General features: G+C 71.4%; 12 protein-coding genes. 4 read left to right on the plus strand and 8 right to left on the minus strand.

Annotated elements, in window-relative coordinates; translation table 11 throughout:
- Positions 1 to 9 precede the first annotated feature (9 nt).
- The 7 genes from A6A25_RS25915 to A6A25_RS25945 form a co-directional block, all read right to left on the minus strand.
- Positions 10 to 444 (minus strand): PPOX class F420-dependent oxidoreductase, encoded by a 435-nt coding sequence (locus A6A25_RS25915; protein WP_338013233.1) that lies wholly within the window; start codon positions 442 to 444, stop codon positions 10 to 12.
- Positions 445 to 541: 97 nt separating this feature from the next.
- Positions 542 to 1,003, minus strand: coding sequence for an SRPBCC family protein (locus A6A25_RS25920; RefSeq protein WP_073894226.1), 462 nt, complete (start codon positions 1,001 to 1,003; stop codon positions 542 to 544).
- 79 nt (positions 1,004 to 1,082) lie between these two features.
- Positions 1,083 to 1,874, minus strand: coding sequence for a hypothetical protein (locus A6A25_RS25925; RefSeq protein ID WP_073894228.1), 792 nt, complete (start codon positions 1,872 to 1,874; stop codon positions 1,083 to 1,085).
- Positions 1,875 to 1,946: 72 nt separating this feature from the next.
- Complete coding sequence (locus A6A25_RS25930) at positions 1,947 to 2,606, minus strand: response regulator transcription factor (protein ID WP_073894231.1); 660 nt, start codon at positions 2,604 to 2,606, stop codon at positions 1,947 to 1,949.
- A complete protein-coding gene (locus A6A25_RS25935) occupies positions 2,603 to 3,736 on the minus strand; it encodes a sensor histidine kinase (RefSeq protein ID WP_241828915.1) in 1,134 nt (377 codons plus the stop codon). Before A6A25_RS25935 ends, A6A25_RS25930 begins: the two co-directional genes overlap by 4 nt.
- A gap of 368 nt (positions 3,737 to 4,104) precedes the next feature.
- Positions 4,105 to 4,635 carry a DUF1772 domain-containing protein gene (locus tag A6A25_RS25940; protein ID WP_073894314.1) on the minus strand — a complete coding sequence of 177 codons (531 nt, stop codon included), beginning with the start codon at positions 4,633 to 4,635 and terminating at the stop codon, positions 4,105 to 4,107.
- 81 nt (positions 4,636 to 4,716) lie between these two features.
- Entirely contained in the window at positions 4,717 to 5,814 is a 1,098-nt protein-coding gene (locus A6A25_RS25945; RefSeq protein ID WP_073894235.1) for a hypothetical protein, read from the minus strand.
- Between the two features lie 241 nt (positions 5,815 to 6,055).
- Between A6A25_RS25945 and A6A25_RS25950 the strand changes: the two genes are divergently transcribed.
- From A6A25_RS25950 to A6A25_RS25965, 4 genes are read left to right on the plus strand one after another with little or no spacing between them, the layout of a single operon-like run.
- Complete coding sequence (locus A6A25_RS25950) at positions 6,056 to 7,075, plus strand: gluconate 2-dehydrogenase subunit 3 family protein (RefSeq protein WP_198932861.1); 1,020 nt, start codon at positions 6,056 to 6,058, stop codon at positions 7,073 to 7,075.
- A 4-nt stretch (positions 7,076 to 7,079) separates the two neighbouring features.
- A complete protein-coding gene (locus A6A25_RS25955; RefSeq protein ID WP_073894238.1) occupies positions 7,080 to 8,873 on the plus strand; it encodes a GMC oxidoreductase in 1,794 nt (597 codons plus the stop codon).
- A gap of 5 nt (positions 8,874 to 8,878) precedes the next feature.
- Positions 8,879 to 10,015, plus strand: coding sequence for a cupin domain-containing protein (locus A6A25_RS25960; protein WP_073894318.1), 1,137 nt, complete (start codon positions 8,879 to 8,881; stop codon positions 10,013 to 10,015).
- Positions 10,016 to 10,029: 14 nt separating this feature from the next.
- Positions 10,030 to 11,259, plus strand: a complete 1,230-nt coding sequence (locus A6A25_RS25965; protein ID WP_083668672.1) for a cupin domain-containing protein — start codon at positions 10,030 to 10,032, stop codon at positions 11,257 to 11,259.
- Here the strand turns inward: A6A25_RS25965 and A6A25_RS25970 are convergent.
- Complete coding sequence (locus tag A6A25_RS25970; protein ID WP_073894240.1) at positions 11,250 to 16,505, minus strand: NACHT domain-containing protein; 5,256 nt, start codon at positions 16,503 to 16,505, stop codon at positions 11,250 to 11,252. The genes A6A25_RS25965 and A6A25_RS25970 overlap by 10 nt on opposite strands.
- Between the last annotated feature and the right edge of the window lie 78 nt (positions 16,506 to 16,583).

A 16,583-nucleotide genomic window follows, 5' to 3' on the forward strand; every position in this document is an offset into this window, starting at 1 on the left:
TGGGACGGTTCAGTTCGGCGGCAGGATCCCCGGCCGGAACGGCTCGACACCGACGACGTGCCGCACACGGGTCGGCTCGACCAGCACCATCACCCGCCGTTCGCCGGGGATCCGCCACTCGTAGCGCTCGGTGCCGACGTACTTCTTCGCCAGCCGGTCCATGCCGCGTTCCGCCTCGTCGCCCACGACGAACCGGACCGCCCGGCCCCGGATCTCGACCCGGTCGTACGGGTTGTCGGGGTTCGTGCACGACAGCGACAGCCGGGGGTCGCGGCGCAGGTTCTCCTCCTTCACCCGGCCGATCGCGGTGTTGAACACGACGTGGTCGCCGTCGAGGTCCACCCACATCGGCGTGACCTGCGGCGCGCCGTCCGCGTTCACCGTGGCCAGGTGCCAGAAGGTCGGCGCCACCAGCAGTGCCCTGACGTGCTCCTCGAACTCCACCACGTCACCCCCTGTGCCGAACCGACGATCGCCGATTGTGGCGCGAACGAACCGACGTGTCATCCCGGCGGCCGTGACCCGCTCCGTCCCGGCCCGCTCACGCCGCGAAGTGCGCCTTCAGGGTCGCGATCTCCTGCGCGAAGAGGGCTTCGAGGTCGTCCAGGAACCCGGCGGGCGCACCCGCGACCACGCGGAACTCCCGCTGCCAGTCGATGAAGCTGCGGCCGGGTTCGTTCGTCACCGGCCGGACCCGGTACGTGGCCAGGTAGTCGACGATGAACAACACCTGGTCGACTGAGCGGTAGGTGAGCGACCGGTCGGTCTCCGAGCGGCCGACGACCTCCTCGCGGGCCAGGTCGTGGTTGGGCAGCAGGGTGAACTCGAACCGCGACGGCACCTTCTTCGCCGAGCCGCCGTCGGTCCAGTGCGCGTTCTCGACGCCCTCGCCGAAGACGATGTCGAGCAGCACCATCATGTCCCGCACCTGCGCCCACACCTCGTCGGGATCGGCGTCGAGGACGGCGGAGTGGTAGACGGAGTACTTCGGGAACAGAGCCATGGCCCACCTCCAGCACGGCGCCACGCGTGATGCGTGCCCAGTGCAGGAAGTCGTCGGACGCCGACACCTCGTTACGGCGTCAGTTCACGCACCCGACCTGCTGGTCCGGCCCGGGGTCGGACACCGCCGGGCAGCGGGTGCTGGTGCGGGTGGGGCTCATCGTCCACGTGGTCGTCGCGGGCCAGTAGCCCATGCCGCCGCCGTCCTCGGTCGCGAAGAACACGTCGTCGCCGCCGTTCACCGGGAGCATGCGGAACGCGCCGCCCTCCGCGATGCCGACCTCGACCCGGTAGGCGAACGGGCCGGTGGTGCCGGTCAGGTCGACCACGACGTCGAACCCGGCGTCGCTGCCGGGGCCGACGTGGTGCTGTTCGCCGAAGGTCCGCGGCCGGGCGTCGCCGTTGACGCGGAAGTCGACGTCTTCGGGGCCGGGGAACGGTGGCGTGGCGTCGGCTTCAGGCAGGCACCGGAGGCGGACGACGGGTGCGCCGCCGGCGGCCGGATAGGGCGTCGGATCGGGGACGACCCGCACGTAGGTGCTCTCGATCGTGGCGCGCCGGTTCGCCGAGAACGTGATGGTGTGCGTGGTGTCGCCGACCGGCAGCGCGCCCTCGCCCAACGCCCAGGCGTGCAGGGCGCGGCAGTCGGCGACGTCGTCGGGCGGGGTCCGGTGGGCGACCTCCTCGGAGGCCATCAGGAACCAGCCCTCGCCGGCATCGCGACCGCTGACGGTGACGCCGACGTCCACCTGCGGTTCGGCGGTGGCCTCGGAGGGCGGTGGCGCGTCCGGGCCGGATCGGCGCAAGAGCAGCAGGCTCGCCACGAGCGCGGCGGCGCAGCAGACGACGATCGCGGCCGTTCGGGTCCTCACCGGACCACCACCTCCCGGTCCAGTTTGTAGCCGAAGCCGGGCCGGGCGCACTCGGTGGACGCCGCCGCCCGGTCACGCGTGGCCGGTGGAGACCAGGCCCGTCTCGTAGGCGATCACGACCAGTTGGGCGCGGTCGCGGGCGTCGAGCTTGGTCAGCAGGCGGCCGACGTGCGTGCGCGCCGTCGCCGCGCTGATGACCAGCCGCTCGGCGATCTCCGCGTTGGACCGACCCGTGCCCACCTCGGCCAGCACCTCCCGTTCCCGCGGGGTCAGCACGGCGAGCCGGTCGGCGGACCGGGGCGCGGGACGGGCCGCCGCCGCCCGCATCACGCGCCGCGTCACGGCGGGGGACAGCAGCGCGTCACCGCCGGCCACCACCCGGACCGCGTTGCGCAGGTCGTCCGGTGACGTGTCCTTGAGCAGGAAACCCGCCGCACCGGCGCGCACCGCGTCGAACAGGTGCTCGTCGGTGTCGAACGTGGTCAGCACGACGACGTGGACGTGCCGCAGGTCCGGGTCGGCGACGATCCGGCGGGTGGCCCCGATGCCGTCACCGCCTGGCATGCGGATGTCCATCAGCACCACGTCGGGCCGCTCCCGGCGGACCAGCGCCACCCCGCCCGCGGCATCGGCCGCCTCGCCGACCACGGTGATGTCCTCTGCCCGGCCCAACAGCGCACGCAGACCTTCCCGGACCAGCGGCTGGTCGTCCACCAACACCACCCTGATCACGACACCTCCACCCGCGGGAACTCCGCCTCGACCACGAAACCGCCGCAGGCCGGGCTGTCCGTGCGCAACGTGCCACCGAGCAGCGCGAGCCGTTCACGCATGCCGACGATGCCCCACCCCCCGCTCGACGGCCCACCGCCCGACCGGCCACCGCCCCGGCCGTCGTCGCGGATCGACAGGCGCAGCCCGTCCCCGGCGTACCGCAATCCTATGTGGACGACCCGGGCGTCGGCGTGCCTCAGCACGTTGCTCAACGACTCCTGCACGACCCGGTACGCGGCGGCGTCGGCCACGGCGGGCAGCGGGGTGCGCGGGCCGGTGACCTCCACCCGCACGTCCAACCCGGCCGCACGGGTCGAGGCGACCAGGTCGTCCAACCGGTCGAGCCCGGGTACGGGGTCGTGGTCGTCCGGCGAACGCAGCGCGCGCACGGTTGCCCGAAGCTCACGTACGACGTCACCGCACGCCGCGCGGACCGCCACCAGCGACCGCTGGGCGGTTTCCCGGTCGTCGTCCACCAGCGCCTCACGCGCCACGTCGGCGTGCAGCGAGATCACCGACACCGTGTGCGCCAGCAGGTCGTGCAGATCGCGCGCCACCCGCACCCGTTCCCGCTCGACCCGCCGCGCGGCCTCACGCTCGCGTTCCAGCTCGGCCACCTGCGCCTGCCTGCGCAACTCCGCCCGCCATCGCCTCCGAGACCGCACCGCGTCACCCAGCGCGATGACACTGGCCATGAGCGCCGCCGAGCCGACGAACTCGTAGCCCAGCAGGAAGGCCAGGTCGTCGCCTTCCCGCGCCCGGACGGCGGTGGAGATCACCAGCAGCACCGCCGAGGCGCCGACGGCCCACCGCACCCGCCCCAGCTCGGCCGCCGAGTACAACGCCGCCGCGACGGGCACGGCCAACCCGACCGGCGGGAACGACGACGTGTAGTAGGCCAACAGCACGGCGATGGTGGCCACCAGCGTGCCGACCGGCCACCGCCGCCGGACGACCATCGCCCCGCCCAGCACCAGCGCCAACGCGTAGGCCGCCGGGTGCGGTGATGCCGTGTCGCCGATGTTGGCGGCGATCGTCGCGCCGACCACCACCGTCACGAGCACCGCCAGCGCCGTGTCGACCACCACCGCCCGCCCACCCGACTCCACCGATGCCCCCAATCGCTACCTGTTCACGCACCCCAGCCACCTCGCCCACGCCTCCCCGCCGCCGGGCCGGCCGTTTTCTCCGGCTAACGTGAGAAATGCGATTTGGGTTGTCAAAGGTTGCATCTATCGCCCAATCGAGCGACACCCCAACGGACCCGCAGCCCAACCGCAGAGGCCCGATTTTACGTGGGGTTCGGGTGCTTTAGGCTGGTCGAAGCCGGACAGGCTTGGCGGGCGCTTTATCCGCCAGGCCTGCCCGGCTTTGGCCTGCCTGGAGTGCCCGTAAGGGGCCCCATGTCAAATCGAGCCGAACTCAACCACCGAGCCGGAAGAAACCACCGAGCCGACTATCCGGCCGAGCCGCGCTCGACCACCGACCCGCCGCCGGTCCGGCGCGAACGCTGGTAGGCGGTGAACGCGAGCACGGCCGTCACACCGCTCATGGCCAACCGCACCCAGTGCCCGGTCTCGAACTCCACCGCCGCCTGCCGCAGCACCTCCGCCGAGTGCACCGCGATCCCCTGGTCGAACATGATCTCGTTGCGCGGCCAGAAGTAGACCACCGAGAACAGGAACTCCCCGACGACCAGCGACACCAGGCTCGCCAGCACCCACGGCCGTGCCGCCCGGACCCGCCACAGCAGCGCCACGCTGCCCACGGCCAGCGCCACGGTCAGCGCGCCCATCGGCGGGAACAGGTCGGCCGGCCCGGTGACCTCGAAGAACTCCACCGACCGCGCCAGTGACGTCGGCGGGTCGTGGAACACGTTGGGGTAGATGACGATCGTCTCGACCAGGATCCCGCCGAAGGCGACCATGGCCACCCAGACGTAGAGGGTCGAGACGATCAACGACAACGGTGTCAGCAGGTTTCGCACGACAGCCAAGCTAGAAACCCACGCGACCCGGTCGCATCGACCTCGTTACGTGTCCGCTGTACGCATCTCGACGTACGTACGTCACCCGAGCACGGGAAAGGCCGAGCGGAGTTCGGCTAACAGCTCGCCGTGTCGACCACGGCCGTAGGTCGCGACAGCCGACCACACCGCGTCGAAGGCGGCCACCAGTGGGTCCTGCTCCAGTTCGGCGAAGATCGCGGGCAGGGCCATGGCCTGTTGGCTGAAGTTGTCGTGTACCCCGTTCAGGGTGGTCACGACCGTCTGGGGGACCCGTTCGTCGGCGAACAGGAGGTCCCAGGGCCGGCGGTCGTCCTCGAACGGCGGTGGCAGGGGCTCGCCGCGGTCCATCGCGGCCAGGGCGGGTGCGATCCAGTCGATGTCGGCCAGGCCCCCTTCGGTGAACGCACGCCTGATCGCCCAACGCGCCACCTGTCGCTGCACGGTCGGCTCGGCCTCGGCGAGCGCGTCCACCAGCGGTCGGTCCAGCGGCGCCAGGTTCAGCGCCGAGCCGCGAAGTTGTCTCAGCCGTTCGCCGGGCAGCCGGCCGCCCCACTCGCGTTCCTCCGCTTCCAGGCGTGCTTGCGCGGCGGCCCGTTCCCGCTTCTCGCGCGCCAGGCGTTCGGCTTCGGCCTTCTCCTCCGGCGTGGGAGGTGGGGGCTGTTTGCGGGCGTACGCGTGCCAGTAGGCGGCGTGCTCGCTGGTCTGCCGGACGATCCGGTCGGGCTCGGGCGGTGCCGGCCAGAACTGCAGTACGTAGCGGTCGCGCGACGACGTCGAGGAATCCACCTCGCGCGCCTCGTCCATCCCCACCGCGCAGTAGCGGACCCGGTAGTCGATCGGCTCCAACTCGTCCAACGACCAGAAGTCCTCGTGCGCCCAGACGTAGAGGGCCACCGGTCCCGAAGGCCGGAAGGACACCTCGACCACGTCCTCCCACTCGGCACCCACCGGTGGCGGCTGGTCGTGCAGCTCCACGGTGAAGTGGACCTCGCCGACGTTCGTGCCGGCCATCAGGAACAACGTGCCGGGGACCGCGCCGCCGCACAGCCCGTTGACCTGGCCGCCGAAGCACTCGCCCAGGTCCGACGACTGCTCGCCGCTCTCCACGTAGAGCTGCCCGTAGTCCACCCTGGCCGCCCCGCTCATCAGCGTCCGCACCGCGGTACTCCTTCCCCCCAAGATCCGGTCGACCGACATCATGGCGGAGGGCACCGACAAGAACGGCCGGCCCTCCGTCGACGTGAAAGAAATTCGTTACGGCGGAAGCGCGGGATTCACCCGTAGCGCTGAATCCGGCCGTGGCGCGCTAACCCGCTCCCCACCCGACACGACGTCCCGGGTGTGCGGGGGAATTGACCCGCAGCGTCCATTCGCGACCGGGCCGGCTCTCGCGGCCCGCGTGCTCATCAAGTGGGTGAAGGCCATGCCCGTCGTGCAGGTTGCCCGAGACGACCAGTACGTGCTCAACCACACCACGCGCTTCCTGGCCCGCGACACCGGGGAAGTGGCCGAGCCGTTCCACCTGCCGGTGGTCGACACGCACTGGGACGGCGCGTCGGCGGAGACGTCCTACCGCTTCAACGACGTCACGTTCGTGCACCGCGACGACCAGGCGGGTGAGGTGGGCGTGGTCGGGACGTTCGGCGACCTGCACACCCCGTTGCCGCTGCGCCGGGTGCGGTTCCTGGACGAGCCGACGGGCCTGTGGGCGGTCACCGTGCGGGTCGGCAAGGGCCAGGTGCACCGGTACCGGTTCACCGTGGACGGTCGGTCCGTGCTCGACCCGGTGAACCCGCAGCGCCACCGCGGCGACAACGGCCAGGAGTGGTCGCGGTTCTTCACCCACGGCTGCGCCGTGCCGATCAGCTTCGACCGCTGGGAACTGCGCCTGCTGGAACGGCTGGTCACGCAGGTGCTGCCGTTCCAGCTCGCGGAGAACCGGCGCTTCCTCACCGACTTCTACCACAAGCTCAGCCGCTCCGAACGGGACCGGCAGTTCCCGCTGGCGTTCCTGATGGACGAGTCGGTCGGCGTGGTCAACTTCATCGACAAGCTGCTGGCCCGCGAGGAACGCCACAACCTGGACGACTACAAGACGTGCCTGCGGCTGATCGACGGCGTGCTGCGCGCCCGCTTCCCCGGCCGGGAACCGGCGGAGCTGGGCAGGCAGGCGTTCATGGACCTGTACGACGGGTTCGCCGCGAACAACGTCCCGGGCTGGGACACCGAACAGTACAACGAGCCGCGCTACTTCCTGCTCCTGCTCCGCCGCCACGCGATGACCGGCGCGTTCGCGCACCCCAAGCACGGCGGCAACAACGGCGCGGCGGCGTGGGCCTACCTCGCCGAGCGCTTCGAGTTCGACTGGCGTTCGGCGCTCGAAGCGCCGTTGGGCCGCAACACCGACTACCGGGGATGAGACCATGGCCGACGAGGCGTTCGACGCGGTGATCATCGGCAGCGGCGCGGGTGGCGCGCCGATCGCGCACACGTTGGTGCGGGCCGGGAAACGCGTGCTGGTGCTGGAGAAGGGGCCGCTGTTCCACGCCCAGCACACCAGCCCCGACGGGCTGTCGGACTTCAAGCGCGACGAGGAGTTCGCCACCGGCGCGGAGAAGGTGCTGCGGGTGCCGGGCGTGGCGAACACCGGAGTGTCGTTCTACTCCAGCCACGTCGAGCCGGACCTGAACGACGAGCCGCACGTCTACCGCGACAGCGACGGCCGGGACAAGGTCACCATCGAGGGCTACACGGCGCAGGTGGTCGGCGGCGGCACGCAGCTCTACGGCGGGGTGTCGCTGCGGTTCGCGCCCGACGACTTCCGGCTGCGCACGGTCAACCAGGGGCGCGCGGACCTGCGTGGCGACCCGAACGGCGACGTGGCCCGGGAGGCGCAGGACTGGCCGTTCGGCTACGACGAGCTGGAGCCGTGGTACTGCGTGGCCGAGGAACTGGTCGGCATCAACGGCACCCGGGACGGCCAGCTCAAGCCCGCGAGCGTGGACAACTACCAGAAGCCCTTGGAGCCCAACAGCATCAGCACGCACGTCGCCGCCGGGATGGACGCGCTGGGCTTCCGCCGCTACCGCACGCCGCTGGCGGTCATCACCGAGGACCACGTGCCCAGCGGGCGCGCCGTACCGCTGGACCGCGAGTCGATCAAGACCGCGTTCGTGAACCGCTACGGCGACCCGTTGGGCCTGAAGTCGAACACGTGGGTCTCGCTGCTGCACCCGATCTCGACCGAACCGGCCTTCGAGCTGCGCGCCAACTGCGCTGTGACGCACCTGTCCGCGACCGGCTCCCGCGTCACGGCCGTGCACTACCGGGATCCGCTGGGCCGCGAGCGGACGGTGAGCGGCACGGTGGTCGTGGTGGCGTGCAGCGCGATCGAATCCGTGCGGCTGCTGCAGCTGTCGGCCGAAAGGGACCCCGGTTTCGCGCAGCGGATCAACGGCAACGACCTGCTCGGCCGCTACTTCCTCACGCACTGCTTCGGCGGCGCGTCGGCCCGCGTGCCCGGACGGCACGACAAGTCGCGCACGCTGGACTCGGACTGGGCCACCGACGCGTGCGCCGCACCGGAGTTCGTGCGCGCCAACAACCTGTGGGCGGGCGGCGCGATCTACAACAACACGTCCGACTCGGCGTTGCCGATCAGCATGGCGCGCACCTGGGCGGCCAACGACATGGACACCACGTGGAAGGGCTACCTGTACGACCTGGACATGCGCGGTGACGGGTTCGACGGCTACCTGACCGAGAACTTCGGCCGCCAGCTGTCGGTGGCGTTCATGGCCAACCAGGTCCCGCTGCCCACCAACCGCATCACGCTGCACCCGTCCGTGCGCGACAAGTGGAACCGCCCGGTGGCCCACATCGACAAGGGCTGGCACGGCCACGACCGGGCGGTGATGGACGTGCTGGCCGAGCAGTGCCGCCGGATCCTCGCCGCCGGTGGCGAAGGCGTGCAGGTGATCGGCTACGGCCACGTCGGCAACGACGTGCGGCGCATCGCCAACCACGTCCTGGGCGGCGCCCGGTTCGGCGCGGACCCGGAGGACTCGGTGCTCGACCCGGACTGCCGGGCGTGGCGGTTCGACAACCTCTACGTCACCGACGGGTCGTTCATGCCGACCTCCGGCGGTGCGAACCCGACGCTGACCATCCAGGCCAACGCCTTCCGCGTCGGCGACCTGCTCACCACGAGGGTGTGACGGCCATGGACCCCGCGTTCGACGACATCTTCACCCAGCCGGAGAACGAGATCTTCCGGGTGGTGTTCTTCCCCGACCGGATCTACCACTCCCGCTACCTGCACGCCTCGCGCAGCCCTCGTTACCGCTACGACGTGGACGAGGTGCGCAACGGACCCGACATCACCGCGATGAAGGGCAGCGTCTACCTCGACGGCATGCGGTTGTGCGGCGTGCTGCGCCTGGAGTACCGGGCGGGGCGGCTGACCGAGCTGGTGCGGGAACGCGGCCGTCGCCTCGGGTCCTCGGTCAACGCGTGGGTGCGCTTGCTGCCGGACGACACCGGCCTGACCGCCGACGCGACCGTGACGCTGCGCTACGACAAGGCGGTGGACGCTTACGCGGTGGAGATGTGGGACACGCTGGAACCGCCCGAGCACACCCACCACGACTACCGGGTGCTGCCGCTGATGGGTGCCAACGCCCCGATCACGCGTCCGCCGTCGCTCGCGCCCGCGTTGGTCGACATCAAGCGGCTGCGGCGGCTGGAGGTGGCGTTCAGCGAGGTGGCGATGACGACACCCACCGGTCACCCGGTGCCGGACGTCCAGTGGGACAACAACTTCCTGCGCTCGCACCAGGAGCCGCGCGACCCGTCGCCGTCCTCGGACCAGAACACCGTGCGCGACCTGAACTACCTGCTGGACTACCAGCGCGTGTGGTTCATCGCCGACTCGGCGCAGGTGCAACCGGTGCGTTACCGCAACGCGATGATGGACCCGGGCAACCCGGACGCCGGTGACGGCAACGTGGTGGACATGCGCTGGCTCGTGCAACGGGAACTCGGCGGCGACCTGGTGTTCTTCCACGAGGTGACGATCCCGCCGGGCGTCGTGGAAGGCACGCACCGGCACATCGGCTCGGAGGAGCTGTACTACGTGGTGTCGGGTCGAGGCCGGGCCTACCTGGGAGTGGACGACGACCCGGCCGCGGCGCGGCAGCCGATCGTCGAGCGGCACGTGTACGGCATCGGACCCAAGCAGTGCCGCGAGGTGGTGGTGGGGCCGGGCAGCACGTTGTTCACCAAGAGCGGCGGCATCCACGGCATCCGCGCCGACGGCGACGAACCGCTGAAGTTCGTGGCGTTCCTGTACCAGCCCTGAAGAAGAGGTGACCCGTGCGGATACCCCAAGGTGACGCCGCGCAGCGCGTCGAGCCCGGTGCGGTGCCCAACTACTCGTCCGACAACCCGTTGGAACGACTGCTCACGGTCGTGCAGGACACCCGGCTCGCCGCCGAGCTGGAGTGCTACGCGACGCCGTCGCTGCACTACGTGCTGCCGCACGAGTGGTTGGCGCTGTACGGGCCGAGCAGCCCGAACACCGACGTGCTCGACCCGGCCGCGCAGGACTTCAAGACCGACTTCCAGAAGCAGAACGTCGCCGACTTCCGGTTGGGCGACACCAGGGCGGTGCGCGGGTGGGCGTTGGGCGGTGACTGGACCGGGCCGTTCCTGCACCTGTCCTACCGGGCCGGGCCGGACAGCGCGCTGGCCGCGGCGCACGGTGGTTCGCTGGGTGACCGGCTGCTGGTGGACGTGGCGGTCGAGGGTGGTGGACGGGCCGAGGTGGAGGCACCCTACGACCCGGACAGCGGCCGTTACGTGACGGAGCTGTGGGGTTATGGCGGTGACGACCTGGAGTCGCGGGTGGGCGCGCGGGGCAGGCAGTCGCTCAAGCTCGGGGTGCTGCAGGCCCGGCCGGACATCGCGCGCGGGGCGCCGGACGCGTTCAGCCGGGCGGGGTTGGACGGTCGGGACGTCCGCGAGGTGGCGCCCGACCACCTGCTGCACCCGGTGCGCCCGCTGAGGGTCGTGTTGCGGTGGCGCAGCGCGGATCGTTCGGCCGAGATCGGGCCGGTGACGGTGGCGTTCCAGATGGTGGTGCGGGGGTGGGACGCGTTCCTGGAGGTGGGCCGCAGCGCGAACCCGCACGGCGGCATCGGTTTCCTGGAGTACCGCAACCTGCTGTCGAACTACTTCCGGTTCACCGGTTCCGGTGAGCTGGGGCGGCGGCTGGAGCCGTACAACCTCGACGCGTTCGGCCGCAAGGGCGGGGGCGAGGAGCCGTTCCTGGCGGTGGACTACATGGACCTGCACGTACTGGACGCGGGGTGCGGCATCGGCCTGCACCGGCACCGGGACAACTCCGAGGTGTTCCTGATGCTGGACGGCGAGGGCTGGATGGTGATCGGCGACTGGGCCGAGTCGGACGTCCGCGACCGGTGCTTCGAGGTGCGGCTGCTGCGGGCGGGCCACCTGGCGATGCTGAAGGGCGGCAACCTGCACGGCCTGGCCAACCCGTCGGACCACCAGATCTCGCTGTTCATGTTCGGCGGTTACGACTGACCACGATTCGCGACACCGAGCTCCACCAACAACGCCCGTGCCTCCGGCCTGCACAACTCACTCCACCGCGCCAACGCCCGTGCCGCTTTGACCCGGATGTGGTGCGGGACGGCCGGGTCGTGTGCGATCTCCCGGGCGACGATGGCGGCGGCTTCACGGTGGTCACGGCGCAGTTGGGCGGCGGCAGCGGCGGCTCGCAGCCGGGCACCGGGACGGAGCGTGCGGTCACGTGCCACGTCCCGCAGCGCGACCGCACCCTCGACGCTGTCGAAGAGACCGATGGCTTCGAACACCTGAATGCGGACCAGGGGGTTGTCGGCGGAGCGGAGCCGCCTCAACAAGGGCACGACCTGGGTGCGCAGGTCAGGCCGCGCCAAGCCGAGCCTGCGGGCGGCGTCGACGCGTGGTAGAAGGGGCAACGACTCGTCCGTCGCGATCGCCCAGAGGCATGATGATCCGGCCTCGCGTCCCCGTTCACCGAGGACCAAGAGGTCACGGGCTGCTCGCCACCGAAGTGCCGGCCGGCAGGTGGGGTCGGTGGCGATGCGGTGCAGGACCAGGAGACAAGCGGCCCGGTCGTCGGAGGCTTGCAGGCGCAGCCATAACGACGCCCGCCACCGGATCGCGAGCGACTCCTGCTCGTCGTCCCGGATGCGGCGCAGCCTCTGCAGGCCGCCGAACTTCCGCAGGATGTGGAGAATTCTCACGCGGGCGACGCCGGACAGGCGGGGATCGTCAGCCATTTCCCACAGCACGGCAAGCACTCGCGTGGGAGTGTCACCGGTCAGGATGCAGATCCGATGGGCCGCGTCGACACGCTCCCGCCACGGGCTCGTGGCGTCGAGGACCAGGGCGGCATCCTCGCTCAACGGGCCAGGTCGACCCGGTCCGTGCAAGGTCAAGAGAGCCTCGCGGACGTTGTAGGCCAGGTCCGGGTTGTCGGCCGACTCTTCGATCACCGCAGCAGCCTCGGAGCGCCATCGGCGCGAGAGTCCTGCAAGAGCCGCGGCGGCGCTGATCCGGTCTGCCGGCATCGTCTCCGCCGCGGTGATGACGTCTCGAAGCCGCGCAGCCGCGTCCACCGCCAGGGTGGGCTCGATCCATTCGGTGATGTCATCCACTCGTTGTTCCGGCGGCGCGGCGTGGTCGGCCAAGAGGTCCTGTTCGGCGAGGAATCGGTCCCTTCCCCGCAGGACGGTCGCCACCCGGCGGCGGTCCTGTGGCCCGGTGGCGGGGTCGTGGAAGAGCGCCAGCGCTAACTGCGCCACCTCACGACCGCGGGCAGCGGCTCGGTACGCGAGCCAGTCGAGGGCGAGCGACTGCTCCTCGGTGGTGAACTCGGGGCTGGTGGCGAACCGGCGCAGGGAAGCGAACGCCGTCCCGGCCCGCCCGGGGTCGAGGTCCATGAGTTGGCATGCGGCCTCGGCACGGTCGCGCACCGGCTGTGATTCGTCGTCGAGCACTCGAGCGTGGAAGGCGACTGCCGCATCCACCTGGGTCGGGTCGTGCCTGGCGAGCAGCATCACCGCGTCGGTGCGCCGCGTGAAGGTCAGGTGATCATCAGCAGCTTGGCCACGGATCTCGGAGAGGGCCTCGGGATACCGACCGGGACGCAGTTCGACCAGCACCTCGGCCGCGGCCAGGCGCCTGCGGTAGCCGGAATCCCCATCGGCCAGGCAAGCGCAGAGCGAAGGCGCCAGATCCGCGCCCAACTCGGCCAGCGCCCGCACTCGCGATTCCCACGCAGACACCGCCGCGTCGTCGGTCTCGCGCATTACGGTGGCGACCGCTGTGTCGATCTCGTCCGGGACGGCGCGGGCGAGCGCCACCGCGGCTTCGGCGCGGTCCGACAAAGGCAACAGGTCGTGAGCGGCGACGTCCCCCAAACGCGCTACCACGACCGGGTCGGACCAGCGGTCCAACTTCTCCATGGCCTTCGCCACCTGGCACAGGGTGGCGGTGCTCGTGTGGGGATCGTCCGCCACACCGCGCAGGGCGGTGGCCACTTCCTCCCGCATACCGGCGCCGAGTCTGCCGACGTCCGCGACGACCGTCGGCAACCACGCGTTCGGCACGATCCGTGCCTCGATCTGGCCGACGACCGCGTCCACGACCCGACGGTGGAAGCGACGGCCCAGTGCGATCAGGGTTGACGCCGCGCTGTTCCGTGCCCGGCCGTCCCATGTCGGGTCGTGCAGCACCGCGGTCATCGCGGCGGCGAGGACGTCCGGGTCGGTGACGTCCAGCTGGCCGAGTACCGGGTAGTCGCAGTGCGAGGCCCAGAGTTCCGCCTGCTTCGGAGCGACCAGCGACAGCATGGCGGCGGACGTCCGCTCGTGGAACCGCGTGCCGAGGCGCCGCAGCGCACGCCAGGCCAACCTCTGCGCCTCGGGGTCCGCTTGCCGAGTGGCGATCTCCGACAAGTGGTGGGCCACCTCGTCGTGGAACTCCGGACCGAGCCCGACCAACTGCGAGCCGGCGTGGGCGCGGAGGGCGGGGGCGGCGGAGCGGTCCCGGAGCATCGCGCGCAGGGTGGCGACCGCAGGCGTCCGGTAGGGCTCGCCCAGCACGGCCAGCTGGGTCGAAGCTGTCAAGGTATCGAAAGGCGAGGCTGTGGGGTGTGTGGTCGCGCCACGCAGCGCGACTGCGGCCTCGTCCCGGTGCTCGGGCCCGAGCTCGGCGAGCGCCTGGGCGGCCACCGTCCGACCGTAGGCGTCGGTGGCCCAGTCGCCCAGGACCGCTTGCAGCAGGCCCAATGCCTGATCCTGCGCCCCGGTGTCGGCGAGCGCCTGTGCGATGCGGGAACGCAGGTACGCGGTGATTCCGAATGCCGTGGACAACGCCACCAAGTGGTTGATGGCCGTCATGCGGTGTTGGGGACCCAGTTCGGCGAGTGCTTCGGCGGCGGAGACGCGATCCCCGAGCGGCAGGCGTCGGTCGGTGACCAGCCGGGTCAGGGCGGCGACGGCTTCGTCGGAGCGCTGCGGGCCCAGGGACGCGAGGCCGACCGCCGCGTCACGTATCCCGGCGCTGAAGTTGGTGCGGGTGCGCAGGACTTCGCGGAAGACGTCGGCGGCGCGCTCGTGGTGTTCCACGTCGATCTCGACCAGGCCGGTCGCGGCGTGGACGCAAGCTTGGTCCGGGGCGTCCGGGTCGTCGAGCACTGCGGCGAGCGAAGTGACGGCGTGGTCGCGCGACTCGCCGTCGAAGGTGGCCAGGACGACGGCGGCGTTGCGCAGTTGCTCGGCCGTGGCGGTGGGGGAGGCGAGGATGGCTCGCAGGCCCTGTGCGGAGGCGCGGTGGCCGTCCGGGCCGCACTCGGCCAAGGCCTCTGCGGCGGCGAGCCGGTGCTCCACCGGTATCGCCGAGTCGTCCACGACGCGGCGCAGCAGGCGGGTGGCTTCGGCGGACTCGGGGCCGCGCAGCCTGGTCGCCAAGGCGGCCGCGGCCTCGACGCGGGACGGCCAAGGGGCGTCCTCGGAGCCCATCAGGTCGACCAGCCAGGCGGCGGTGCCGGGGTGGTGGGCGGCGCGGCTGGTCTGGGACAGGATCTTCAGGGCGGGGTGCTGGGTGGTCATCGCCCACGCGCGCACGGTGGTCAGGAAGGCGTCGACGGCGGCCGGGCCGGCGGGCAGGTGGCGGGCGAGCAGGCGGGCGGCCAGCAGGTGCTGGTCCGAGCCGCCCGAGTGCAGGTGCTCCAGCAGGCGCTCGGCTTCGCTGGGGTGCAGGCGGGTGTGGTGCAGCAGCACGGCCCTGGCGTGGCGGCCGCGGTCCTCCGTGCGAGCGGCGTGCAGGAGGCTCGCGAAGTCCGCGTGCGCCGGGTCGAAGTGTTCGGGCAGCAGGCGGGCTTTCGCGGTGGCGGCGAGGTGTTCGGCGAAGCTGTGGTGCAGGAACCGCAGGTCTTCGCCGCGACGGCTGAGCGGGCCGACGGCGGCGAGGTAGGTGATCAGGTCGTCCTGCCAGGCGCCCGTGAGGTCGGGCACGTGCCGGGCGGCCCAGTCCTGGGCGGCGTCCACGAGAGACGTGTCGGCCTCCAGCCGGACACGGCCGAGGTGTTCCAGGAGCGCGTCGTGCACCGGGTCGAACGGCCCGGGCTCGGCGGTGTGCGCGGTGCGCAGGTACTTCAGGTATGCCTCGTACAGCTCGTACTGGTTGTCCGGCAACGGGCGGTTGCCCGGCTGCTCGAAGATGATCGCGGCGATCGTCGCCAGCAGCGGCACGCGGGCCAGCTCGTCCAGGTGGGCGGCGCGGATCTGCCGCACGAACCGGTAGGCGCGGTCGCGGTCGCCGAACCAGTTGCGGGCGAACTGGCGCAGCGCGCGTTCGTCGAACGGCTGCAGTTCGTAGCGGGCGGCGCCGATGCGCTGCAGCGGGGCCAGGGCCGCGCCTTCGATCGGCCTGGTGGTGACCACGACCCGGTACGGCGACGTGGGTTCGGCGGTCCACGCGGCCAGCACGGTGACCAGCCGGTCCCGTTCGGTGGTGTCGGCGACCTCGTCCAGGCCGTCCACCAGCAGCAGCCAGCGGCAGCCCGCGATCCGTCCCTCCAGGGCGCGCGGGTCCAGGGGAGAGGCCAGCAGCGCGCCGTACTCCGCGCCCGCGCTCTCCACCACGGCCTCCGGGAACGGTCGGCTGAGCCGCCCGGCCAGCTCCCGGGCCGTCAACCGCAGCGGCACCACGCGTTCGGCCATCGGCGCGGGTTCACCGTCACGGGACAGCCACTGCGCGGCGACGTCGGCGGCCAGCCGCAGCGACAACGTGGACTTGCCCTGCCCCGGTCCGCCGGTGATCACCACGTGGTCGTCGCGGTCCAACGCCTCCCAGACCGTCCGGGTGGGCGCGCGGACGGCTAATCGGGTGATCGGCAAGCTCGGCGGCTCCACGACCTGCCCGCGGCCGTCCACGATCGGGACCGGCCGCGGCGGATCCGACCCGTGTTCGTCCGAGCCGCTGCCGAGATCCTGGCGCACGTGCACCGTCACGAGCGACGAGCGGCGTGGGCCGGGCAATCGGTAAGGCATCTCCTGCGCGGTGTCGACCTGTGCCCGCAGCAGGAATCGGACCGGCGCGGGGAGGCCGGTCAACGCCGGTTCACCCTGTGCGGGAGCGACCTGCGACTCTCGCGTGGGTTCCGCACCAGCCACGGTGATGTGCACGCCGCCGTGGATCGTGCCCGCCAACACCGCGGCTCCGTGCACGTCGCCGCCGATCCGGTTGGCATCGGCGGACCGAGAGCCCTCCTCCAACCCCGACCCCCTTCGCTCGCGGTGAACGCATGGTCCCACGGGACGAGCGTGGCAGTCCGGGCACGACCTGCGATGTAC

The organism is Saccharothrix sp. CB00851 (assembly GCF_001905065.1).
Taxonomy (GTDB): domain Bacteria; phylum Actinomycetota; class Actinomycetes; order Mycobacteriales; family Pseudonocardiaceae; genus Actinosynnema.